This window comes from Embleya sp. AB8, from assembly GCF_049739465.1.
In the GTDB taxonomy this organism is placed as follows: domain Bacteria; phylum Actinomycetota; class Actinomycetes; order Streptomycetales; family Streptomycetaceae; genus Embleya.
The window spans coordinates 72533-94998 of sequence record NZ_JBMHHY010000027.1 but is presented as its reverse complement, the minus strand read 5'-3'; the positions used below and the strand labels follow the sequence as shown (position 1 = coordinate 94998).

Here is a 22466-nt window from a genome sequence, read left to right as displayed (position 1 = left end):
GACGGGCGAGTTCATGCGGTATCGAGTTCGCCGTCGATAAAGTCGAAAAGTTCGTCGTCGGAGGCCGTGCTGAGATCCCGCTCCGCGTCGTCCGCGTCGGCGGGCGCGGACAGCCGGCGCAGCGCCTCCTGCAGTCGTGCGGCGAGCAGGTCCCGCTCGTTTTCGTCGAGTTGCGCCACGGCCAGCCGGTCGAGTTCGGTGACGACGGACCGTACGGTCGTCTCCTCGGTGGGTACGAGCAGTTCGTCCAGGTACCCGGCGAGTTCGGCCGGTGTCGGGTGGTCGAAGACGACCGTCGGTGGCAGCCGTAGCCCGGTGCCGTTGCCGAGTCGGTTGCGCAGTTCCACCGCGGTCAGCGAGTCGAAGCCGAGTTCCTTGAACGCGCTGTCCGCGTCGACCGCCGCGGCCGTGTCGTGCCCGAGCACCAGCGCGGCGGAGTCGCGGACCAGTTCCAACAGTTCCTTGCGGCGTTGCCGTTCGGGGAGTTCGACGAGGCGGTCCGCCCGGGTGGTGGCGCCGACCGGTTCGACGACGCGGCGTCGGGTCGGTGCGGCGGAGTCCAGTGCGGACAATATCTCGGGCACCGGCCGGCCGCTGTCGTGCAGTCGGGCCGGGTCGATCGGCACCGCGACCGCGACCGGGCGGTGCAGGGCGAGTGCGGCGTCGAACAGGGCCGGGCCCTGCTCGTCGGTGATCGCGCCCAGGCCCATCCGGGCCAACCGTTCCCGGTCGGTGTCGCTCAGGTGGCCGGTCATCGCGCTCTCCTGGGCCCACAGACCCCACGCGATCGACGTGCCGGGCAGGCCGAGGTCGCGCCGGTGTTCGGCGAGGCCGTCGAGGAAGGTGTTCGCCGCGGCGTAGCCGCCCTGACCGGCGTTGCCCAGGATGCCGGCGGCCGAGGAGAACAGGACGAACAGGGCGAGGTCGTGGTCTCGGGTCAGCTCGTGCAGGTGCCACGCCGACCGTGCCTTCGCCCGCAGTACGGTGTCCAGGTCCGCCCGGGTCAGCGCGGCCAGCACCCCGTCGGACAGTGCCCCGGCGGCGTGGATCACCCCGGTCAGCCGGTGGGCGGAACGAATCAGTTCGGCGACCGATTCCCGGTCCGCGACATCGCAGGCCACCACGGTCACCTCGGCGCCCGCCGCGCGCAGGTCGGCGACCAGTTCGGGGACGCCGTCGCCGGTGGGGCCGCGCCGGTTGGCGAGCAGCAGCCGCCGTACGCCGTGTTCGGCGACCAGGTGCCGGGCGACCAGGCCGCCGAGCGCCCCCGTGCCGCCGGTGATCAGCACGGTCCCGTCGGGGTCGAGCGGGGCGGGCACGGTGAGCACGATCTTGCCGATGTGCCGGGCCTGGCTGAGGTATCGAAACGCCTCGGGCGCGCGGTGCACACTGAACGCGGTGAGCGGCATCGGTTGCAGTGCGCCCTCGTCGAACAGGATCCGGATCTCCTCCAGCATCTCGGCGATGCGCTCGAAGCCGGCCTCCATCACGTCGAACGCCCGGTAGGACACTCCGGGATGGCGCTCGGCGATCTCCTCGGGGTCGCGGATGTCGGTCTTGCCCATCTCCACGAACCGTCCGCCGCGCGGCAGCAGGGCAAGGGACTCCTCGACGTGCTCGTGGGCGAGCGCGTTGAGCACCACGTCCACCCCGCGTCCGCCGGTGGTGGTGGCGAACTTCGCGGCGTAGCCCAGGCTGCGCGAGTCGGCGAGGTGGTCGTCGGCGAAGCCCCACGCGCGCAGCACGTCGCGCTTGCCGGCACTGGCGGTGCCGAACAGTTCGGCGCCCCAGTGCCGGGCGAGTTGCAGGGCGGCGAAGCCCACCCCGCCGGTGGCCGCGTGCAGCAGCAACGACTCGCCCGCGCGCAGCCCGGCCAGGTCGGCGAGGCCGTAGTACGCGGTCAGGTACACCACCGGGACCCCGGCGGCCTGCGCGAACGACAGGCGTTTGGGCATCGGCACCACGAGCCGGCGATCGGAGATCGTGACGGTGCCCAGACCGCCGGTGAACAGGCCCATCACCCGGTCGCCGGGCGCCAGTCCGGTGACCTCGGCGCCGACTTCGAGGACGATTCCCGCGCCTTCGCCCAGCGACGACCAGCCGTCCTGCGCCACCATGCCCAGTTCCAGGAGTACGGCCTTGAAGTTCAGCCCACCCGCGCGCACCGCGATCCGTACCTCGCCCGCGTCCAGCGGGCGCAGCACCTCGGGGCACGCGGTGAGCGAGAGTGCGTCGAGTTCGCCGCGATAGGTCAGCGCCAGTCGCCAGGGTTGGTCCGCCGGGGCCGGCAGCGCCGGGGACGTGGCCGCCCGGACCAGGCGGGGCACTGCGGCGATGCCCGCGCGGATGCTCAGTTCCGCCTGGTCGGCGGCCATCGCGGCGGGTAACAGGGCCTGGCTGGAGGGGTGTTCGTCGAGGTCGAGGTGGCGGAACCGGCCCGGGTGTTCGGTCCGCGCGGTGCGCAGCAGGCCGGTCACCGCGCGGTGCGCGAGTTCGTCCGCCCGGGTGAGTACGACCAGCGGGACGTCTTCCCGGTCCGGCTCGGCGAGCCATTGGCGCAGCACGCGCAGCGTCTCGGCGAGGACGTCGTCGAGTTCGCCGGTGGGGCAGGCCCACAGCGCGGCGGTCGCCGATGCCGGTGCGGCCGGGCGATCGTCGCCGTTCGCGGCGAGGGTGACCCAGTCCGGCGTCGCGGGTGGCGCCGGCAGCTCGACCGGCAGCAGGTCCAGGCCGAACAGTGCCGTGTCGGCGACGCGCGTTTGCCCGAACGCGCCCGGGTCCACCGGTCGAAGTGCCAACTCGCCCACGGAGGCCACGACTTGTCCGGCCTCGTCGGTCACGAGCAGGGCGATCGAGCCGGGTCCGACCGGGGACAGCCGCACCCGGAGTGCCCTGGCGCCGGTGGCGTGCAGGTGTACGTCGGTCCAGCCGAACGGCAGCCGCAGGTCGTCCGTCCCGGCCAGGCCGGCCGCGTGCAGCGCGGCGTCCAACAGCGCGGGGTGCAGCCCGAAGCCGGCCACGTCCTGCTCTTCCGGCAGCGCGACCGAGGCGTAGGTCACCTCGCCGTCCCGCCACGCCGCCCGGATCCCTTGGAAGGCCGGGCCGTAGTGGTAGCCGCGATCGGCCAGGGAGGCGTAGAACCCCTCCACCGACACGGCGACCGCGCCGGCCGGCGGCCAGGTGGTCAACTCGCCGGGCTCGGCCGGTACTTCGGTGGTCAGCAGGCCGTTCGCATGCCGGGTCCACTCGTCGCGTCCGCTCGGGCTGGTGTGTACGCTCACCGGCCGGCCGGCGTCGGTGTCCGGGCCGACCAGGACCTGTAGGTCCAGGTCGGTGTCGAGGACGACCGGTGCGTGCATGGTCAGTTCGGCCAGATGGGCGCGACCGATCCGGTCCCCGGCGTGCAGGGCCAGTTCGACCATCGCGGTGCCCGGCAGCAGTATCGAGTCGCCGATCGTGTGGTCGGCCAGCCACGGCTGGGTGGTGCGGGACAACCGGCCGGTGAGGACCAGGGTTTCCGCGTCCGCCGGGCGCAGTGCCGCGCCGAGCAGCGGGTGGTCGGCGCGGCGCAGGCCGAGCACGGCGGTGTCCCCGACCGGGGCGGGCTCTGCCAGCCAGTAGCGGCGACGCTGGAACGGGTAGGTCGGCAACTCCACCGGGCCGGCCGCGATCCGCCAGTCGATGTCGACGCCGTGTACGTACGCCTTGGCCAGTCCGGCGCGAAATCGGGCCGGGCCGGCCTCGTCCCGGCGCAGCGACTCGAGCACGAGCGCGTCGGCCGTCTCCGCCTGCTCGATCGTCTCGCCGATCGCGGTGGTCAGCACGGGGTGGGCGCTGACCTCGACGAACACCCGGTGTCCCTGGTCCAGGAGCGCCCGGGTGCCGGCGGCGAAGCCGACGGTTCGGCGCAGGTTGCGGTACCAGTACTCGGCGTCCAGCTCCGGGCCGGTGAGGATTTCGTCGGTGACCGTGGAGTGGAACGGTATCCGGGTGGGCCGGGGTTGGATGCCGGCCAGGGTGGTGAGGATCTCCTCGCGCAGGGTCTCGACGTGCGCGGAGTGTGAGGCGTAGTCGACCGGGATGGTGCGGGCCCGGATCCCCTCGGCCTGGCAGGTCGCGACCAGGTCGGCCAGTTCGGTGGGGGTGCCGGAGACGACCGTGCTGCCGGGCCCGTTGATCGCGGCGATCTCCACGGCGCCGGCGTAGCGCTCGATCCGGTGCGCCGTCTCGGCCGCCGGGAGTTGTACGGAGGCCATGCCGCCGGTGCCGGCCAGTTTCGTGATGGCCTTGCTGCGCGCGGTGACCACGGCCGCGGAGTCCGCGAGGGACAGTGCGCCGGCGACGTGGGCGGCGGCGATCTCGCCCTGGGAGTGGCCCAGTACCGCGTCGGGGGCCACGCCGTGGTGTTCCCACAGCGCGGCGAGCGAGATCATCACGGCCCACAGGGCCGGTTGCACCACGTCGACCCGGTCCAGCGGCCCGGCGAGCGCGTCGAGCAGGTGCCAGTCGAGGTGGGGTTCGAGGGCGGCGGCGCAGTCGTCCAGTCGGGTGCGGAAGACCGCCGATTCGCGGTACAGGTCCAGGGCCATGCCGGACCATTGGGAGCCCTGGCCGGGGAAGACGAACACCGTCTTGCCGCGCGGGCGGGCGAGGCCGAGCAGCACGTCGGGGGCGGGCCGGCCGTCGGCGAGGGCGGCGAGTCCCGGCAGCGGGTCCTCGCCGAGTACGGCGGCGCGGTGCGTCAGCCGGGGGGCGCGGGTGGCCAGCGCGGCAGCCGCGGGCGGGTCCGGGTGGGTGCTCACGTGGGTGTGCAGTTGCCGGGCCCGGGCCGCGAGTGCCGTACTCGTCGCGGCGGACAGGAGCAGCGGTACGGCGGCGGGCTGCGCTGCCGGTCGTGGTTCGCGGTCCTGGTCCGACTCGGGCTCGGGTGGGGCCTGTTCGATGATCAGGTGGGCGTTGGTGCCGCTGATCCCGAAGGCCGAGACGGCGGCGCGGCGCGGCCGGTCGACCTCGGGCCAGGCGCGCGCTTGGGTGAGCAGTTCCACCGCGCCCGAGGCCCAGTCCACGGCGGGGGTCGGCGCGTCGACGTGCAGCGTCCTGGGCAACAGGCCGTGGCGCAGGGCCTGCACCATCTTGATCACGCCGCCGACTCCGGCGGCGGCCTGGGTGTGGCCGATGTTGGATTTCAGCGATCCCAGCCACAGTGGCCGGCCCGCGGGTCGTTCCCGACCGTAGGTGGCCAGCAGGGCCTGGGCCTCGATCGGGTCGCCGAGCCGGGTGCCGGTGCCGTGCGCGTCCACGACGTCGACATCGGCGGGGGTGAGCTTGGCGTCGGCCAGGGCCTGGCGGATGACCCGCTGCTGGGACGGCCCGTTCGGCGCGGTCAGGCCGTTGGAGGCGCCGTCGGAGTTGACCGCACTGCCGCGGATCACCGCGAGGACGCGGTGTCCGAGTCGGTGCGCGTCGGAGAGTCGTTCCAGGACGAGCATGCCGACGCCCTCGGACCATCCGGTGCCGTCGGCGGTGGCCGCGAACGCCTTGCAGCGGCCGTCCTCGGCCAGTCCGCGCTGGCGCGAGAAGTCCACGAAGGTGTCCAGGCTCGCCATCACCGACGCGCCGCCGGCCAGCGCGAGGGAGCACTCCCCGATCCGCAGTGCCCGGCTCGCCAGGTGCATCGTGGCCAGCGACGACGAGCACGCGGTGTCGACGGTCAGCGCGGGTCCTTCCAGGCCGAGCAGGTAGGCGATCCGACCGGAGGCGACGCTGGCCGCGCTGCCGGTGCCGCCGAACCCGTCACCGCCTTGGCCGGCCTCCTCGGCGCCGAGCCCGTAGCGCTGGCCGCCGTGGCCCATCAGTCCGACGAACACGCCGGTGTGGCTGCCCCGCAACGACTGGGGGTCCATCCCGGTGCGTTCCAGTGCCTCCCAGGAGGTTTCCAGGAGCAGTCGCTGCTGCGGGTCCATCGCCAGTGCCTCGCGCGGCGAGATCCCGAAGAAGTCGGCGTCGAACTCGGCCGCGTCGTAGAGGAATCCGCCGCCGCGCGCGTAGTAGCTGCCCGGCACGCCCGGGTTCGGGTCGTAACGACCGGCGACGTCCCAGCCGCGGTCGGTGGGGAAGTCGCCGATGGCGTCGCGGCCTTCGACGACCAGTTCCCACAACCCGTCGGGCGAGACGACGCCGCCCGGGAAGCGGCAGGCCATGCCGACGATCGCGATCGGCTCGCCGGCCGCCCGCTCCAGCTCCTGCAGGCGCTCGCGCGTGTCCTGCAGTTCGCCGACCGCCTGCTTGAGGTAATTCCGCAGCCTGCCCTCGTTCTCCATCGTCTCGTCACTCCTCCGGCCGAGTAGTCAACTCGGCCAGTCAACCCTGCAGGGGCGGTGGGCAGCCGGGTTCGAGGACCCCAGATCGGGCGGCGAATCTGGTTCCCCGGACCAAGGGACGGGTCCGGGTTCGCCCGGGTGCGTGTCGGGGCCTGGGCAGTTCGCGTCCCTCGGGGGCGTCCACGACGGGATCGGACGTCAGCGGTTCGAGGGTCATCCGGCTGGCGTGCCGTTGTCCGTCGCCCCACCCCGGGCGGCGGCGGAACAGCTCGGGGCGGGCCGCGGCGACGACCAGGAGCGGCATCGGTTCGGGCAGGTCGAGCAGGTCCTCGACCAGTTCCAGTACGGCGTTGTCGGCCAGGTGCAGGTCGTCGACGAACAGGACGAGCGGGCGGTGTTCGGCGAGTTTGGCCACGTTCGGGGTGATCGCCGGCCCGCCGGGGTCCAGTCGTACGGTCGCCGCGTTCGCCACGCGCCGTTCGAATGCGGCCAGCAGCGGCGTCTTGCCGATTCCCGGGGTGCCCAGGACCAGCACCAGGTGCGGCCGGGCGCGCCGCCGGACCCGCTCCAACAGGCTGCTCAATACGTTGAGTTCGGGTTCGCGGTCGAAGGTCTCGGTTTTGTTCGAGCGGTCGTGGCAGCGGCCCTCGACCGTCCAGCGCGGTCGCAGGCCGCCCTCGCGGCCGTAGCGGATCGCCGAGCCGGTCAGTCGCCTGGTGCGCTCGCACGCGACGATCTCGGTGTCCTCGGCGACCTGCAGCAGGGACTCGCAGTCGACCAGGAGCGCGCCGTTGACCGGCAGCGGTTCCAGGTACTTCTCGCCGGGACGGATCGGGATCCCGCCCGTGGACACCGCGACCCGCAGTGCGGGCCGTTCGCCGTCGGGTACGTCGAAGCAGATCCGCCGGCGCAGCGCGATCGCGGCGCGGATCGCCCGCTCGGCGGCCAGGTCGGTGATCTCCGCCGAGCGGCCGGCGGGGCGGAACAGGGCGAGGGTGACCGAGCCGGTCGAGCCGGCGACCACGCCGCCGAGCCGCTCCACCTCCTCGCGCACGGTGGTCGCGGTGCGCTCCAGGGCCTCGCCGACGTCGGTGACCCGGGTGTCGGCCCCGAAGTCGGCGCGGATCAGCACCGCGCTGACCGTGCCCGGTGCGCCGACCGCCGGTTGTGGCGGGATCGACCGGTCCGGCCGGAGAAACGGTTGTTCGCGCGGCGCCCGCGCCGGGCGGGCGAGCACCACCGCCGGCGTCGGCCGGGTGGGGGCCGCGATGGCCGGGTCGTGGACGAGAATCGAGTGTTGCAACAGCCGTAGCTCGCGGCCGGGTTCCAGGCCGAACTGCTCGGCAAGGCGCAGCCGCGCCTTGCGGTAGACCGCGAGCGCGTCGGCCTGGCGGCCGCTGCGATACATCGCGAGCATCAGCTGGTGGCAGGCCCGCTCGCGCAGCGGCTCGGCCTCGACCATCGCCTCCAGCTCGCCGAGCACCGCCTGGTGTCGCCCGTTGGCCAACTCGGCCTCGTAGTAGTCCTCCATCACGTCCAGCCGGGCGTGTTGCAGCGCGGTCAGCTCGGCCCACGAGTGCCCGGTCTCCACCAGGTCGGCCAGTGCCTGCCCGCGCCACAACGCGAGCACCTCACGCAGCGTGGCCGCCGCGATCTCGGGCCGGCCGGCCGCGAGTTCGGCGCGGCCGGCCTGGGCCAGGCGGTGGAAGCGGTACATGTCGACCTGTTCCGGGTCGACGCGTAACTGGTATCCGTGCGTACAGGTCAGCAGGGCGGGCGCACGGGTGTCGCCGTGTGCGTGCTCGGCGAACATCACCCGCAGGCCGCGCACCGCGTTCTGCAGGATCTTGCGTGCGGTCGGCGGTGTCTCCTCGGTGTCCCACAGTCCTTCGAGGAGTTTGCTGGTCGCCACTTCCCGGTTGGCGTTGAGCAGCAGCAGGCCGAGCGTGGCCCGCCGCCGGTCGCCGCCCAGAGCGATCGGCTTCTCGTCGTCCATCAGCTTCAACGGGCCCAGAACCAAGAACTGCAAGAGATCCCCCGTGGATCGTTCGTGGTCAGTGTCAACCGTGCGATGAATCCCGGGCCTACCGCCACTCCACCTCGCGGGCGCGGACGTGCGGATCGGGAGCGATCACCCGCATGGTGGTCGGCGGGTCCTGCCGGACCGGCTCCAGGTGCAGGCACTCGGTTCCCTCGGGCGGCGCGAACGAGGCGAGACAGGCGCAGTCGGTGGTGGTGAATCCGGCGAAGCGGTAGGCCACTTCCATCATCCGGTTGCGTTCGGTGCGCCGGAAGTCGGCCACCAGGTGGGCGCCGGCGCGGGCGGCGGCGTCGGTGAGCCAGCGCAGCAGTACCGCGCCCGCGCCGAACGAGACGACCCGACACGAGGTGGCGAGCAGCTTGATGCGCCAGACCTGCGGGGTCTTCTCGATCAGCATCACCCCGACCGCGCCGTGCGGCCCGAAGCGGTCGCTCATCGAGACCACGAGCACGTCGTGCCGCTCGTCGTCGAGGAGCGCGCGCAGCGCGGCGTCCGAGTAGTGCACGCCGGTCGCGTTCATCTGGCTGGTGCGCAGCGTCAGTTCTTCGACCCGGGTGATCTCCTCGTCCCGGGCCCTGCCGATCCGCATCTCCAGGTCGAGCGAGCGCAGGAACTCCTCGTCGGCGCCCTGGTATTGCTCGCGCTCCTGGTCCCGTTCGAATCCGGCGCGGTACATCTGCCGGCGCCGGCGCGCGTCGACGGTGACCACGGGCGGGCTGAACTCGGGCAGGCCGAGCAGCGCGCCGGCCTGCTCGGCCGGGTAGCAGCGCACGTCCGGCAGGTGGTAGGCGACCTCGGCGCGTTCGGTGGGCAGGTCGTCGATGAAGGCGATCGTCGTCAAGGCGAAGTTCAATCGCTCGGCGATCCGGCGCACCGACTCCGACTTCGGCCCCCAGTTGATCTGCGGCAGTACGAAGTACTCGGCCAGGCCCAGTTCTTCGAGCCGCACCCAGGCCTCGTCGTGGTCATTGCGGCTGGACACCGCCTGCAACACCCCGCGCGCGTCGAGTTCGACGATCACCTTGCGGATCACGTCGTCGACCTCGACGTGGCCGTCCTCGACCAGCGTGCCGTGCCACAGCGTGTTGTCGAGATCCCAGATCAGGCACTTCACGACCGGTTGTGCTTCGGACATGTTCGCTCCCCGTTTCGTGCGAGCGTTCAACCGGCCGTCGAGGCCGCGTGCTCGGCGAGGATCAGCTGACAGATCTCGTTGCTGCCCTCGATGATTTCCATCAACTTCGCGTCGCGGTACGCCCGTTCCACCACATGCCCGCCGCCGGCTCCGGCCGAGGCGAGGACCTGCAGCGCCGCCGCCGCGCCGCGCGCGGCGTTCCCGGCCGCGACGTGCTTGGCCAGCACGGACGCCGGTACCTGCTCGGGCGAACCCTGGTCCCAGGCGCGGCCGGCCTGCTCGCAGGCGAACGTCGCGGTGCGTTCCGCGGCGTAGAGCTCGGCCAGGTGCCGGGCCACGAGCTGGTGTCGGATCAGGGGTTGGCCGAACTGCTCACGGTTGCCGGCATGCCGGGCGACGGCGGTCAGGCAGGCCCGCAGGATGCCGACGCAGCCCCAGGCCACCGACAACCGGCCGTAGGTCAGCGCGATGGTGGTCAGCATGAGCACCGGCTGGCCGGCCACCACGAGCAGGTTCTCCTCGGGCAACCGCACCTGGTCCAGTTCCACGGTGGCGTGTCCGGCCGCGCGGCAGCCCAGCGGGTCGGCCACCCGGGTCACCCGGACACCGGGTGCCGAGGCCGGCACCACGGCGACCGCGCCGCCGCCCGCATGGCGGCCGAAGACCAGGATCCAGTCGGCGTAGCCGGCGACGGTGATCCACGTCTTGGTGCCGTGCACGACGATCTCTTCGCCGTCGCGGCGGATCTCGGTGGTCATCGCGGCCAGATCGCTGCCCGCGCCCGGTTCGCTGAACGCGACCGCGGCCAGCTCGCCGCCGGTGAGTCGGCCGATGTACTCGCGTCGTTGGGCCCGGTCGCCGAAGCGCTGGACGGTCCACGCGGCCATCCCCTGCGAGGTCATCACGCTGCGCAGCGAGCTGCACAACGCGCCGGTGTGCGCGGTGAGTTGCCCGTTGTCGGTGCCGGACAGGGCGAGACCGCCGAACTCCGCCTTGGCCTCGGCGCACAACACACCCTTGGCGCCCAGTCCACGCAGCACGTCGATCGGGATCTCCCCGGCCACGTCCCACCCGCTCGCGGCGTCGGCGACCGCCTCGGTCACCGCCGCGGTCAGCGTGTCAAGCACCGTCACCACCGCCGCGTAGCCGGGTCACCAGCGAGCTCATCCTGCGCACCGTGCGGAAGTTGTCCATCGCCAGGTCGGGGCCCTCCACGGCGACGTCGAAGGTGCTCTCCACGAACACCACCAGTTCCATCGCGAAGAGCGAGGAGACCGCGCCCGAGGCGAACAGGTCCACCTCCGGGTCCCAGGTGGTCTTGGTCTTGGCCTCGAGAAACTCGCCGAGTCGCTGCTCGATGCCGGCGACCGGCAGCTCTGTTGTCGCGTCCGTCATGGGAAGTCCCTTCTCATTGCCGCTTGTTCTTGCGCGCCAGGGTGATTCCGTCGGCCATCACGAGCAGGGACAGCTCGACCCTGTCGTCCACCAGGAGCGAGGCGTTGAGTTCCCGGATGGCCTTGGTGTCGGGATCGTCCGCCTCCGGGTCGGCGACCCGCCCGAAGTAGAGCGTGTTGTCGAGCACGATCAGGCCGCCGGGCCGCACGTGGGTCAGCGCCTGTTCGTAGTAGCGCGCGTAGCCGGTCTTGTCGGCGTCGATGAAGACCAGGTCGAAGGTCTCCGGGCCGAGCTCGGCGAGCAGGTCGGTCATCGTCGCCGAGCCGTCGCCCAGGCGCAGTTCGATCCGGTCGGACACCTCGGCGCGCTCCCAGTACCGGCGGGCGACCCTGGTCCAGCGCTCGTTGATGTCGCAGGTGACGATCCGCCCTTCGGGCGGCAGCGCGCGGGCCATGCACAGCGTGCCGTAGCCGGTGAACGTGCCGATCTCCAGGACTCGGTGCGCGCCGGTCAACCCGACCAGCATGGCGAGCAGTTGCCCTTCCTCGGGCATGGTCACCATGGCGTTGAGCGCGGGCATGAACGCGGTCTCGGCGACCAGGTCGCGCAGGATCTCGTCGTCGCGCAGGGACACCGAGCGTACGTAGTCGAGCAGGCGCTCGCTGACTTCCACCTGGCCGGCCATCAGCGCGCGCCGTATTCGTAGAAGCCGCGCCCGGTCTTGCGGCCGTGGTTGCCCTCGGCGACCTTGCGCAGGAGCAGTTCGCTGGGCCGGCATCCCTCGTCCCCGGTGCGCTCGTGCAGCACCCACAGGGAGTCGACGAGGTTGTCGATGCCGATCAGGTCGGCGGTGCGCAGCGGACCCGTGGGGTGCCCGAGGCAGCCCTCCATCAGCGCGTCGACGTCCTCGACGGTGGCCCGGCCCTCCTCGACCACGTTCGCCGCGTCGTTGATCATCCGGTGCAGCACGCGGCTGGTGACGAAGCCGGGGCCGTCACCGACCACGATCCCCTTGCGGTCCAGGGTGGCCAGGAGCGCGTCCACGGCGGACATCGCCGGGTCCCCGGTGCGCGGACCGCGAATCACCTCGAGGGTGCGGATCAGGTAGGGCGGATTCATGAAGTGCACGCCGACCAGGTCCTCGGGGGCAGGGACCCGGTCGGCGAGTTCGTCGACCGGAATGGAGGAGGTGTTGGTGATGCGCAACGTCCCCGGCGCGACCGCGCCGGCGATGTCCCCGTGCACCTTGGCCTTGAGTTCGGCCACCTCGGTGATCGCCTCGATCACCCAGGTCGCGTCCGCCGCCGCCGACGCGGATGCGGCGAGCCGTAATTCGCCGATCGGCCCGGTGCGCGGGAGGGCGCCCATCATGTGCGCCAGCCGAAGCTCGTTGCGGACCCGCGCGCGGGCCTCGTCCAGCCGCGCCGAGTCCACGTCCACGAGGGTGACCGGCACTCCTCGGCCGACGGCCAGGGTGGTGATACCGATGCCCATGACTCCCGCGCCGAATACCGCCAGCTGCGGCGCGACCCCGTTTCCGGTCATCGGCCCCGCCCGATTTCATGAACGACCGACCCGCTCATAATCCACCTCGGCTTCACGTTCGGAATTCAAGAAGAGCGCGCTAGAAGAGCGCGCTCGACGCACGCGGACATGAAAAATGGATCGTCGGGTCGACCGCATCGCATCCGGCGCGACGCGGACTGCCAGGCCGTCTGTTACGACGACTTCGACGACACCCGTTTTCCGTTTCCCAGGACGATAACCCGAACACGTTTCCGGCGGGTTGCCTGTGCGCAAAAACTTGCGCCGCGACAACAGCCAATCAAGTCTGTGCCGGAAGAACCCCCGATTCCACCCCGCGACCCGTTCAGCAAGCTGCACTTCCACTTGATGAAGCTCACCCGTCCCGCTCTCGAGCGATGCCCGAGGGGGCCGGGACGGGTGAGCCACCGGGCCGGGAGGGCGAATCGCCGGGCCGGGGAAGGCGAGTCGCCGGGCCGGGGAGAGCGAATCGCCGGGCCGGGAGAGCGAATCGCCGGGCTAAGGAAGGCGTCGGTCGACTAGACGTCGTCCTCCACGTTCGCCTCTTTGACCAGGTAGCCGAACTGGAACCGGCTGGTCGCGCCGAACATTGCCATGACCTGGCCGATGTGTTTGCGGCAGGTGCGCACGGACACGCCGAGCCGGCGGGCAATGGCCTCGTCCTTGGCTCCGGCGATCAACATCCGGACGATCTCGATCTTCATGTCGTTGCTGACCACGTCGGTTTCGGTGCGCCGGGTGTCGAATTCCTTCGCGGTGGCCCAGGCGTGTTCGAAACAGGAATACAGAAAGTCGATGAGCAGGCGCTCGCGGACGACCACGGCGCCCCCGTCCGCGCCGTTCGCCAGGATGTACGCGGCCGTGCGATCGATGATGAACATCTCGCCGGAAAGCGCTCCGGCGGTCCGGACCTCGGCACCGGATTCGACCAGCCGTGCCGCATGTTCGCGGATCGGGGTGTCGAATCGGGCGGCATGTTGATACAGGACGCGCATGCGCACGCCGCGACCGAGCACCTGGCGACAGCGGGTCTCGGCCTCGATCAATTCCTCGGCCGGCCAGCCGCTCCCGGGCTGCATACAGACAACCTCGCGGGAACTGTTCGCGGCCGCATCGCAAAGCTGCAATGCGGCCCGTTCGGGCACCGTCTCGAGGTCGAACGAATTGTTCTCCGGTGCCCCGAATCTGCTCGACCGAAAGAGCAGCGAAAGCCGGGACAGGTCGTTTCGGAGATGATCCGTGGCCAATATCCGCTCCAGCAACTCCCGTTCGTTCCGGGTCAACAGTCGCGAGGAGGCAACTGCCGGGTCGGCCGGGACGAACCAGGTGTCCCGGTGACGGGACGGCTGAATGAGCTGGAGTTCCAGGAGTTTGGCAACGATCGTGTCGGTCTCGTCGGGAATCTTGCAGCCGAACTCGTGTGCGAGGTCCTCGACGGCGAAGCCGTCCCTGCCTAAACTCCATTCATAGACTTCGAAAATTCCGGCAACCGGCTTGGGAAACAAGGGCACCCCTAGCGAACCGAGCGTTCCTTCCGCTTACTTCCCGGAGGGTACCCGAGCGCTGTTCGAGGTTGCCACCAATATGCCAATTGATAGAATTCGTCGGCAATGCCCAATTTCCTGCCATGGCGAGCGATATACGCGAATCGAGGCGCCTGGTGCCGGGCCGGGCGCCGTGCCGGGGTTAGCGTTGCCGGGCGCGGCCCTAGCGGGCGAGCGGTTCTGCGGTGGCCTCCCGGAACGATCCGAACCTGCCGCGGTGGAACACCAGCGGCGCGGGCTCGTCCCGGTTCACCCGCAGTGCGGTCACCGCGGCGACGATGATGACGTGATCCCCGGCGACCTGCTCGGTCTCGATCGAGCACGACATCCAGGCGAGCGCGTCGCACAGTTCCGGGCCGGCCGCCGACTCGGTCCACGAGACACCGGCGAACCGGTCGATGTCCTTGACCGAGAACTGCCGGCACAACCGCCCCTGGTCGCTGCCCAAGATGTTGACGCAGAATGCGCCGCTCTGCCGCAGCTCGATCAGTGTCGACGACGCGTGCCCGACACAGAGCATGATCAATGGGGGATCCAACGAGACCGACATGAAGGAATTGCACGCCATGCCCGCGGGTTCGCCGCCCGGCATGTTGGTGGTGATCACCGTTACCCCGGTCGGCAGGCATCCGAGGGTGCGCCGGAATTCCGTCGCGTCGAACGGGGCAACCACAACCGCCTCCTCAATCGGCCACTCCCCGAAGCCTAATCGGCGTCCCGCGCCGCGCATTGGCACCGGCCACCAAGACCTCCGGTCGGATTTGGCCCGCCGGCCCAGTCGCCGGCCGGCCGAGCCCGCGGCTCACGCGCGGGCCTGCGGGCCGTCGGGGCGGGTGGCTCGTTGCGCGACCATCTCCCGGGCCAGGGCTTCGGTTTCGGCGTCGGAGAGGCGTTCGAAGCCCTCCTCGGTGAGCACCGAGACGATCGGGTAGATGCCGCGGGTGAGGTCGGGGCCGCCGGTGGCGGAGTCGTCGTCGGCGGCGTCGTACAGCGCCTGGAGCGCGGCCAGCGCGGCCTCGCGGCGGGACAGGTCGGCACGGAACAACTTCTTCAGCGAACCGCGGGCGTAGGGCGAACCGGAGCCCTCCGCATGGAAGTCGGCCTTCTCGTACGGGCCACCCGTGACGTCGTAGCTGAAGATCCGCCCCCGGCGCCCGGCGGGCGCGGTGACGTCGTAGCCCACCAGCAGCGGCACCACCACCAGGCCCTGCATCGCCTGGCCGAGGTTTTGCCGAATCATCGTCGCCAACCGGTTCGCCTTCGCGTCGAGGGTCATCGGCGCGCCCTCGATCTTTTCGAAGTGCGTCAACTCGACCTGGTAGAGCCGGATCATGTCCAGCGCGACCCCGACCGTGCCGGCGAACGCGAGTGCCGTGTAGTCGTCGGTCGGGTGCACCTTCTCCAGGTCGCGTTGCGCGATCAGATTCCCCATCGTGGCCCTGCGGTCGCCGGCGATCATCACCCCGTCCCGGTAGGTCAGGGCCAACACCGTGGTGCCGTGCGGGAATCGATCGGCCGCCGCCGGCAGCGGCGCGCTCGTCGGCAACATCTGCGGGCGGTGCGCCGCCACGAACTCGATGAACGAAGAACTCCCCGGGGCGAAGAACTCCGCCCCCAACCGACCGCCGGCCTCGTTCCAGGTCATGTCTCTCCTCACGCGGGTCACCGAGTACCACCAAGTACTACCAGGTGTGTGCGCAGCGGAAACGAGGTTGAGCGCGGGCGCGCGGGCAGGCGGGCGCGCGGGCGGGCCTAGGGAGTCAGCGAGCGCGCGCCGGGGCGAAGGGGATGCCCGAGGCCATGCCGCGGAGACCCACCACGAGGGACTCACCGAGGAAGTTCACGCCGATGGAGAGCTGGAGGGGGCGTGCGTACTCGTGCATGCCCATCTTCACCGCCAGGACACCGAAGCCGGCCATGACCGCCAGGGAACCGAGCACAGCGAGGAAGGTGCGGCCGGTGTATCGCTGCCACAGGAAGCCCCGCCTGTCGACGAGTCGCACGGTGGAGCCGCGCAGTGCGCCGAGTGCCACCCCGAGCACCGCGCCCGCGATCAGCCAGGTGAGGTCGGCGCCGGTCAGGTCCGTCGTCTTGACCAGGGACATGATCCCGAACCCGATGAGGATCACCGGGGCCGCGAAGAGGTCCCTCGCGTTGACCGGCTCACCGATCATGCGTTTGATCACGGCCGCGATCACGACCACCGCGATGAGTGCGGCGAGCAGCCAGGGGTTCACGCGAATACCACCGATCTTTATGGCACGACTGAGCTACAAAGATTTTAGCCCGACCGTGCTATAACAGCAACGTGCCAAAGATCGTGGATCCCGTCACCCGCCGCAGGGCAGTGGCCCGAGCCGTCCTGTCCGTCGTCGCCCGGCAGGGGTTCGAACAGGCGTCGCTGCGCAACGTCGCCGACGAGGCCGGACTCGCCGTCGGCTCGATCCGGCACTACTTCGCCGACCACGACGAGTTGATGACCTTCACGATGCGGGAGCTGAGCCGGCGCATCGGCGACCGCATCCGCGCCCACGCCGACCGGCTCCTGACTCCCGATGCCCACCTCGACCGCCCGGCCGCGACGGAAGAGCTCCTGGCCGAGTTCCTCCCCCTGGACGAGGCCCGCCGCCAGGAGACCGGACTATGGCTAGTCTTCACGGCCGCCGCGTACACCCGTCCCGAACTGCGGCCCTGCGCAGCCGAGTTGCAGAACGACCTGCACACCCTGATCGCACGCGTGTTGCACGAGGCCCGGAGCGCCGGCGGGCTGCCGGACGACCTGGACATCGACCTGGAGAGCACCCGACTGGCCGCACTCCTCGACGGACTCGCCGTCCAGGCGACGCTGCTCCCGGACCGCTACCCGGCACAACTGCTCCGCCAGGTACTTCGGCGACACCTGGATGCCCTCAAAACCGGTAGCTGACCTCCGGCCCGCGGCCTTCGACGGGACCACGAACCGCTGTCGCCGGCGCACCGGTTCCGCCGGCTGCACGTTCGCCGGGAGATTCACGACGACATCCACCCGACCCTCGCCGCCCTTGGCCGCGCCGCACGATTGGCTGCGGGCGACGACTCCCCGACGGACGCTGCCACGAGTCTTCCGCTCCTCCGCTCCTCTACGAGTCTTTCGCCGCCCGGGCCCGATGAGCCGCGACCGTCGTCCGGCTCGCGCATGCGTTGGAGCAGAATCGGCGGGTCCGGTTCCGGGACTGGTCCACGAAGTAGTTTCCGCACCCGGCCGCGGCGCACCGCCCCAGCGTCACTGCCCGATCCCCGGCCACGACCAGGGCGAGTTGGGCGGCGATCAGCCGGCCGACCCACTGCTCGGCCGGGGTGCCGTTGCGGCCGAAGTGGACGTGCCAGCCGCCCTGGCCGTCGTGGTCGGACAGGTGCATATCCGGCGGGTAATCGCGCAGCAGCCGGTGCACGGCCTCGGGGGCGGCGCCGTCGACCCACTGCGCCAGGGCCGCGCGCACCAGGTCCGGCAGCTCGCCGTAGTCGCCGCCCGGCGGCGGAGTGACCTCGTGCTCCGCGAGGAACTCGGCGACCAGTTCGCCGTGTTGGTCGAGCGTGCCGGTATTGGCCAGCTCGACGGCCAACCGCATCACATTCCCAATGTAGTCACCGTATTGCACTTGACCACCTACATCGCCGCTTCTTAATGTAGGCGCCATGCTATCTGATGACACCTACATAGCCCGCAGCCTGTGGCTGCTCGGGGAATGGGACGTCGCACTCGCCGTCCTGGGCCCGGACGCCGATCCCGAGCTGCGCGCGGAAATCGCCGTCGACCGCTGGTTCTTCCGGATCGAGGACCACGACGAGGCCGAGCAGGCGGTCGCGGCGCTCGATCCCGGATCGCCGACCGCACACTTGCTCACGGCGCGACTGGCCTACAGCCGCCTGCTGTTCCGGCACAACCCCCGCGCCGACGACCGCGCCGTGGCCGAGGCCGGCTACCGCGCGGCGGTGGAGGGCGGCGACGAGAAGCAGCGCGGTTGGGCCGAGTACCACTGGGCCGTCCTGCTGGACAACATCGACGAGGACTCGGCCGGCGCCCTCCCGCGCTACGAGAGGGCTCTCGAGATCGCAACCAGGTCCGGCGACGGCTACTTCGAGTCGTACATCATCCGGCACCTCGCACCGCACAAAGAGCCCGCCGAGCGGCTCGCGATGTTGCGCCGCTCACTCCACCTGCGCGCCGCACTCGGCGCCCGACCCCAAACCCTCGCCGCACAGGCCCTCCTCGCCGAGAACCTCCCCGACAACGACCCCGAACGCGCCGAACTCATGCGGACCTTCCACCCTGGCGCGGAAGAACTGCACATCGGCTGGCTGATGTCCGAACACTGATCCGCTGAGCGCGCCGGCCCCGACACAGCCGCAGCACGTCGCGAGGGGCCTGGGCGCCGGGGCCGACCTTGTGCCGAGGTCGGCCGGGCCATGGAGCACGGACGGCGACAGGCGAGTGGGACGTATTGTGGGTGATCTCCCGGGACCTGGCCACGTTCACCGCGCACCGAAGCCGCGGGGTGTCCCGTCCGACCGGACATTCGGTCGTTTTGGGCCGGCGCTCGTGGCGCACGGCCGATGATGTCGGGGGAAGCGAATCGTGACTTGCTCGAATTGCTCGAATTGGAGGCGACCGTGAGCAGCAACCCGTTCGACGACACCGATGGCCGGTTCTACGTCCTGGTCAACGACGAGGAACAACACTCCCTGTGGCCGTCGTTCAGCGAGGTCCCCGCCGGCTGGCGGATCGTCTTCGGCGAGGACGGCCGCCAGGAGTGCCTGGACTACGTGGAAAGCAACTGGACCGACCTACGCCCCAAGAGCCTGCGCGATGCCATGGCGGCCGACCGGTCCTGAGCACCGCCACCGTCGCGTAGGAGCGGAATCTTCCGCTCCGGTCTGCCGGCTCGACACGGCACAGCCCCGGGCCGGACCACTCCGACCCGGGGCTGTGGCATGTCGATCGAGCCGGCCGTCAGGCCAGTACCGTCCCGCCGTCGAGGGTGAGCACCGAGCCGGTGGCGAACGGCTGGGTGATGAAGGACAGGTACGCCTGCGCGATGTCCTCGACCTCACCGATGCGGCCGAGCGGGATGGCCGCGGCGGTGTCCTGGTACATCTGCTCGCGGTCGGTCTCGGTCATCGAGTCCCACAGCGGGGAGCGGACCATGCCGGGCGAGACGGCGTTGACCCGGATGGGCGCGAGTTCGACCGCCAGCGCGCGGGTCAGCGCCGAGACCGCGCCGCAGATGCTCGCCGCGACCGACCAGCCCGGTCCGGGACGGTCGCCCGCGATGCCGGTGGTGAGGGTGACCGAGCCGCCCGGGCGCAGCCGCGGCGCGGCGGCCTGTACGGCGAACAGCGCGCCGAAGAACCGAACTTCGAAGAACTTCCGGGCCCGGTCCGGGTCCAGGGTGTCCATGGTCATCAGGGCCGGCGGCTCACCCGCGGTGAACACGAGGTGGTCGATCGGGCCGAGCCCCTCGAACAGCGCCCGCACCGCCGCGGTGTCCGTGAGGTCGACGGCCTGCCCCCGCGAGCCGGCCGGCAGCTGCGCCAGGGCCCGGTCCACGCTGACCGGGTTGCCGGACACGACGGTGACCTCGGCCCCACGCTCCGCGGCCAGCATCGCAGTCGCCAGTCCGATGCCGGAGGTTCCGCCCAGGACGACGACGCGCTGTCCGTGCAGGTTCATGATGTGCCTTCCGCAGTGCCGAATCGATGTCGGTGGCTCGGTATCGGTGACCCGATCTCGGTGACCCGAGGTCGGTGACCCGATGTCGATTACTCTGCGGTCGGCGCGGATACTGCGTCCAAGACCCTTTTCCACGCCTGTAATACCCTCGCGACATCAGCCCGCCGAGGAGGTAGCGATGGACGTGGACCTGCGCAAGGTGCGGTACTTCGTCGCGGTCGCCGAACACCTGCACTTCGGCCGCGCGGCGGAGGCGCTGCACATCGCGCAGCCGGTGTTGTCCCGGCAGATCAGAGCCCTCGAGGACGAACTCGACGCGCAACTGTTCGTCCGCGACAAGCGCAGCACCCAACTCACGGCGGCGGGAGTGCAGTTGCTCGCCGACGCGCGTCCGCTGCTGGCCAACGCCGACGCGCTGCGCCGCCGGGTCGGCCGCGCGGCCCACTGCGCGGATACCCTCACCATCGGATTCATGCCCGGCCTCGTGGTCACCGCCGCCACCCGGGCGCTGATCGACCGCCGTCCGGGACTGACCGTGGAGGTGGTCCGCACCAGTTGGGACGACCAGGTCGACACCATCCACGACGGCCGCGTGGACGTCGGCTACGTTCGTCTGCCGATCGATCAACGCGGGCTTCAGGTAAGGCCGTTGCTGACCGAGCCGTACGTGGTCGTACTCCCGGCCGGCCATCGCCTGGCCGGCCGGGACACCATCGGCATCGCCGAACTCGCCGACGAACACCTGCTCCAGGATCCGAACGGCTTCCCCGAATGGCGCGACCTCGCCGGCGAGTCGCATGCCGGCCGGTCCCGCCGCGCCTGGACCGTCCGTACCGTCGAGGAAAAACTCGAACACGTGGCCGCAGGCCGGGGCATCGCCCTGCTCCCCCGGTCCGCCGCCACCTTCTACTGCCGCCCGCACGTCGCCTACGTGCTCATCGACGACATGGCCCCGAACCAGGTCTGCCTCGCCTGGGACGGCACCGCAAACAGCGAACTCGTCCGGGACTTCGTCACCATCGCGACGACCCACACCGCGGACCTGGCCGGCTCCTGGCTGTTGCCGGCCATCGCACCACGCTTTCCGGTCGGGCGCGGGTAGGCGAAGGCCGCCCCGTCGGGTCACGGATTCGCGGGCTTGCCCTTCCCGTAGAGCCACGTGGCGAACAGGGCGTCCAGGTTCTGCCCGGAGACCCACTCGCTCAGCGCGATGAACTGCGCGGTGTCGCCGTGGCCGTAGCGGTGTTCGCTCGCCCAGGACCTGAGGATGGCGAAGAACTCCCGGTCGCCGACGGTCTGTCGGAGCTTCTCCAGGACCATGGCACCACGCTCGTACGGCGGCTTGCCGAAGATGTGCGCGCCGTCCCCCGGGTCGCCGGCCGGGAACTCCCACAACTTGTCGGTATCCGGCAGCGCGTAGTCGGCGGCGAACTGCTGAGCCGTGCTCAGGCCGCCGTGCTCCGCGTGCCACAACCACTCGGCGTAGGTGGCGAAGCCCTCGTTCAGCCAGATGTCCTGCCACTTGGTCAGGGTGACCGAGTCGCCGAACCACTGGTGCGCGGTCTCGTGGACGACCGTGTCGATCTTGGGCGCCCGGTCGTAGATCGGCCTGGTCTGCGACTCCAGCGCGTAGCCGACTTCGGGTGCGTCCTCGACGATGGCGCCCGCGGCCTCGAACGGATACCGGCCGAAGAGCTTGGTCTCCCAGTCGATGATGGCCGGGAGCTGGTCCAGTACGGGCTTGGTCGCCGCGGCCTGACTGGGCACCACCGCGTTGTAGACCGGCAGGCCGCTCGCGGTGGTGTACTGCTCGACCTCGAACCTGCCGATACTGGCGGTGGCCAGATAGGCGGCCATCGGCCGGGACTCGCGCCACACGAACGTGGTCTTCCCGTCCCGGCTGCGCCGATCCCGCAACCGGCCGTTGGACACCGCGGTCCAACCGTCGGGCACGGTGACCTTGATATCGAAGCGCGACTTGTCGCTCGGGTGGCTGTTGCTCGGGAACCAGGTCATCGCGCCCTGCGGCTCGTTGGCGTTGAACACCGAGCCGTCCGGCCGGATGATCCACCCGTCCGGGGAGCCGTCCGGATCGCTCACCTGCGCCGGCACCCCCGAGTAGGCGATCACCACGTGAAACCGGCGACCTCGATCCAGCGCGCGGCCCGGGGTGATCGTCAGCTCGTTGCCCGCGCGGCCGAACTCGACCCGCCGGCCGTCGATCCGCACGCTGTCCACGGTCAGTCCGGACAGGTCCAGATTGAACGAACTGAGCTTCTGGGTGGCCGTGACGGTCAGATCCGCGGTGGCCTGGAGCTGCTTGGCCGCCGGCGTGTAGTCCAGGTCGAGGCCGTAGTGCACGACGTGGATGCCGCCGTTCCCGGAGAAGGGGAAGTACGGATCGCCCGCACCGGGGGCACCGGGCGTACCGCCGCCGTTCGCCTGGGCCGGGGTGCCGGCCCCCACCAGGAGGGCCGCGAGCACGGGCGTCGCGACGAGCGCGAGCAGGGGACGAGTGATCTTCGATGCCAAGGTGTTGGCCTCCTGTGTCGTGGCTCGACGCCGACCCGACGACACATCACCGGGCCGACGATTCCGACATGGCGCACGATCGACTCACATCCGAAAGCGAAACCCGGCGTCGTCCACGAGCTGCACCCCGACCCCGCGCTCCGCGCCGGCCATCACTCTACGATCGAACCCGCGAACGATGAATAGACACGACCTGTTCATCCGGGTGACACCTGTGGCCACCTCCGAGTCGGCCCAATTGCCG

General features: G+C 70.7%; 18 protein-coding genes. 4 read left to right on the top strand and 14 right to left on the bottom strand.

Annotated features, from left to right (window positions below):
• Nucleotides 1–11: 11 nt before the first annotated feature.
• From ABIA38_RS34160 to ABIA38_RS34110, 11 genes are all read right to left on the bottom strand, one after another.
• Nucleotides 12–6320 carry an SDR family NAD(P)-dependent oxidoreductase gene (locus tag ABIA38_RS34160; protein WP_424642803.1) on the bottom strand — a complete coding sequence of 2103 codons (6309 nt, stop codon included), beginning with the start codon at nucleotides 6318–6320 and terminating at the stop codon, nucleotides 12–14.
• Between the two features lie 40 nt (nucleotides 6321–6360).
• On the bottom strand, nucleotides 6361–8349 hold the full coding sequence (locus ABIA38_RS34155) for a BTAD domain-containing putative transcriptional regulator (protein WP_424642802.1): 1989 nt from the start codon (nucleotides 8347–8349) through the stop codon (nucleotides 6361–6363).
• A gap of 55 nt (nucleotides 8350–8404) precedes the next feature.
• Nucleotides 8405–9496 carry an HAD-IIIC family phosphatase gene (locus ABIA38_RS34150; protein ID WP_424642801.1) on the bottom strand — a complete coding sequence of 364 codons (1092 nt, stop codon included), beginning with the start codon at nucleotides 9494–9496 and terminating at the stop codon, nucleotides 8405–8407.
• Between the two features lie 26 nt (nucleotides 9497–9522).
• Nucleotides 9523–10632, bottom strand: a complete 1110-nt coding sequence (locus ABIA38_RS34145) for an acyl-CoA dehydrogenase family protein (protein ID WP_424642800.1) — start codon at nucleotides 10630–10632, stop codon at nucleotides 9523–9525.
• Nucleotides 10616–10891 (bottom strand): acyl carrier protein, encoded by a 276-nt coding sequence (locus ABIA38_RS34140; RefSeq protein ID WP_424642799.1) that lies wholly within the window; start codon nucleotides 10889–10891, stop codon nucleotides 10616–10618. The genes ABIA38_RS34145 and ABIA38_RS34140 overlap by 17 nt, the downstream gene beginning before the upstream one ends.
• A 13-nt stretch (nucleotides 10892–10904) precedes the next feature.
• On the bottom strand, nucleotides 10905–11576 hold the full coding sequence (locus ABIA38_RS34135; RefSeq protein WP_424642798.1) for an O-methyltransferase: 672 nt from the start codon (nucleotides 11574–11576) through the stop codon (nucleotides 10905–10907).
• Nucleotides 11576–12436: a 3-hydroxyacyl-CoA dehydrogenase family protein gene (locus tag ABIA38_RS34130; protein WP_424642797.1), complete on the bottom strand. Its 861-nt coding sequence runs from the start codon at nucleotides 12434–12436 to the stop codon at nucleotides 11576–11578. The genes ABIA38_RS34135 and ABIA38_RS34130 overlap by 1 nt, the downstream gene beginning before the upstream one ends.
• A 518-nt stretch (nucleotides 12437–12954) precedes the next feature.
• Nucleotides 12955–13941 carry a LuxR C-terminal-related transcriptional regulator gene (locus ABIA38_RS34125; RefSeq protein ID WP_424642796.1) on the bottom strand — a complete coding sequence of 329 codons (987 nt, stop codon included), beginning with the start codon at nucleotides 13939–13941 and terminating at the stop codon, nucleotides 12955–12957.
• Between the two features lie 202 nt (nucleotides 13942–14143).
• Nucleotides 14144–14653 carry a flavin reductase family protein gene (locus ABIA38_RS34120; protein ID WP_424642795.1) on the bottom strand — a complete coding sequence of 170 codons (510 nt, stop codon included), beginning with the start codon at nucleotides 14651–14653 and terminating at the stop codon, nucleotides 14144–14146.
• A 129-nt stretch (nucleotides 14654–14782) separates the two neighbouring features.
• Entirely contained in the window at nucleotides 14783–15625 is an 843-nt protein-coding gene (prcB, locus tag ABIA38_RS34115; protein WP_424642794.1) for a proteasome subunit beta, read from the bottom strand.
• Between the two features lie 115 nt (nucleotides 15626–15740).
• The gene (locus tag ABIA38_RS34110) at nucleotides 15741–16217 is read right to left on the bottom strand and encodes a DUF1453 domain-containing protein (protein ID WP_424642793.1); all 477 of its coding nucleotides are present in this window, start codon (nucleotides 16215–16217) and stop codon (nucleotides 15741–15743) included.
• A 71-nt stretch (nucleotides 16218–16288) separates the two neighbouring features.
• Here ABIA38_RS34110 and ABIA38_RS34105 point away from each other — a divergent pair, with 71 nt between their 5' ends.
• The gene (locus ABIA38_RS34105; protein WP_424642791.1) at nucleotides 16289–16906 is read left to right on the top strand and encodes a TetR/AcrR family transcriptional regulator; all 618 of its coding nucleotides are present in this window, start codon (nucleotides 16289–16291) and stop codon (nucleotides 16904–16906) included.
• 193 nt (nucleotides 16907–17099) lie between these two features.
• On the opposite strand, the gene ABIA38_RS34100 is transcribed toward ABIA38_RS34105, so the two are convergent.
• Complete coding sequence (locus tag ABIA38_RS34100) at nucleotides 17100–17588, bottom strand: CGNR zinc finger domain-containing protein (protein ID WP_424642832.1); 489 nt, start codon at nucleotides 17586–17588, stop codon at nucleotides 17100–17102.
• 67 nt (nucleotides 17589–17655) lie between these two features.
• Between ABIA38_RS34100 and ABIA38_RS34095 the strand changes: the two genes are divergently transcribed.
• Nucleotides 17656–18336 (top strand): hypothetical protein, encoded by a 681-nt coding sequence (locus ABIA38_RS34095; protein ID WP_424642790.1) that lies wholly within the window; start codon nucleotides 17656–17658, stop codon nucleotides 18334–18336.
• A 294-nt stretch (nucleotides 18337–18630) separates the two neighbouring features.
• Entirely contained in the window at nucleotides 18631–18852 is a 222-nt protein-coding gene (locus ABIA38_RS34090; RefSeq protein WP_424642789.1) for an MbtH family protein, read from the top strand.
• Between the two features lie 118 nt (nucleotides 18853–18970).
• Here ABIA38_RS34090 and ABIA38_RS34085 read toward each other — a convergent pair whose 3' ends face one another.
• Nucleotides 18971–19690 carry an SDR family oxidoreductase gene (locus ABIA38_RS34085; RefSeq protein ID WP_424642788.1) on the bottom strand — a complete coding sequence of 240 codons (720 nt, stop codon included), beginning with the start codon at nucleotides 19688–19690 and terminating at the stop codon, nucleotides 18971–18973.
• A 178-nt stretch (nucleotides 19691–19868) separates the two neighbouring features.
• Between ABIA38_RS34085 and ABIA38_RS34080 the strand changes: the two genes are divergently transcribed.
• The gene (locus ABIA38_RS34080) at nucleotides 19869–20792 is read left to right on the top strand and encodes a LysR family transcriptional regulator (RefSeq protein WP_424642787.1); all 924 of its coding nucleotides are present in this window, start codon (nucleotides 19869–19871) and stop codon (nucleotides 20790–20792) included.
• A 20-nt stretch (nucleotides 20793–20812) separates the two neighbouring features.
• Here ABIA38_RS34080 and ABIA38_RS34075 read toward each other — a convergent pair whose 3' ends face one another.
• Nucleotides 20813–22222, bottom strand: coding sequence for a M1 family metallopeptidase (locus tag ABIA38_RS34075; RefSeq protein WP_424642786.1), 1410 nt, complete (start codon nucleotides 22220–22222; stop codon nucleotides 20813–20815).
• Nucleotides 22223–22466: the final 244 nt, after the last annotated feature.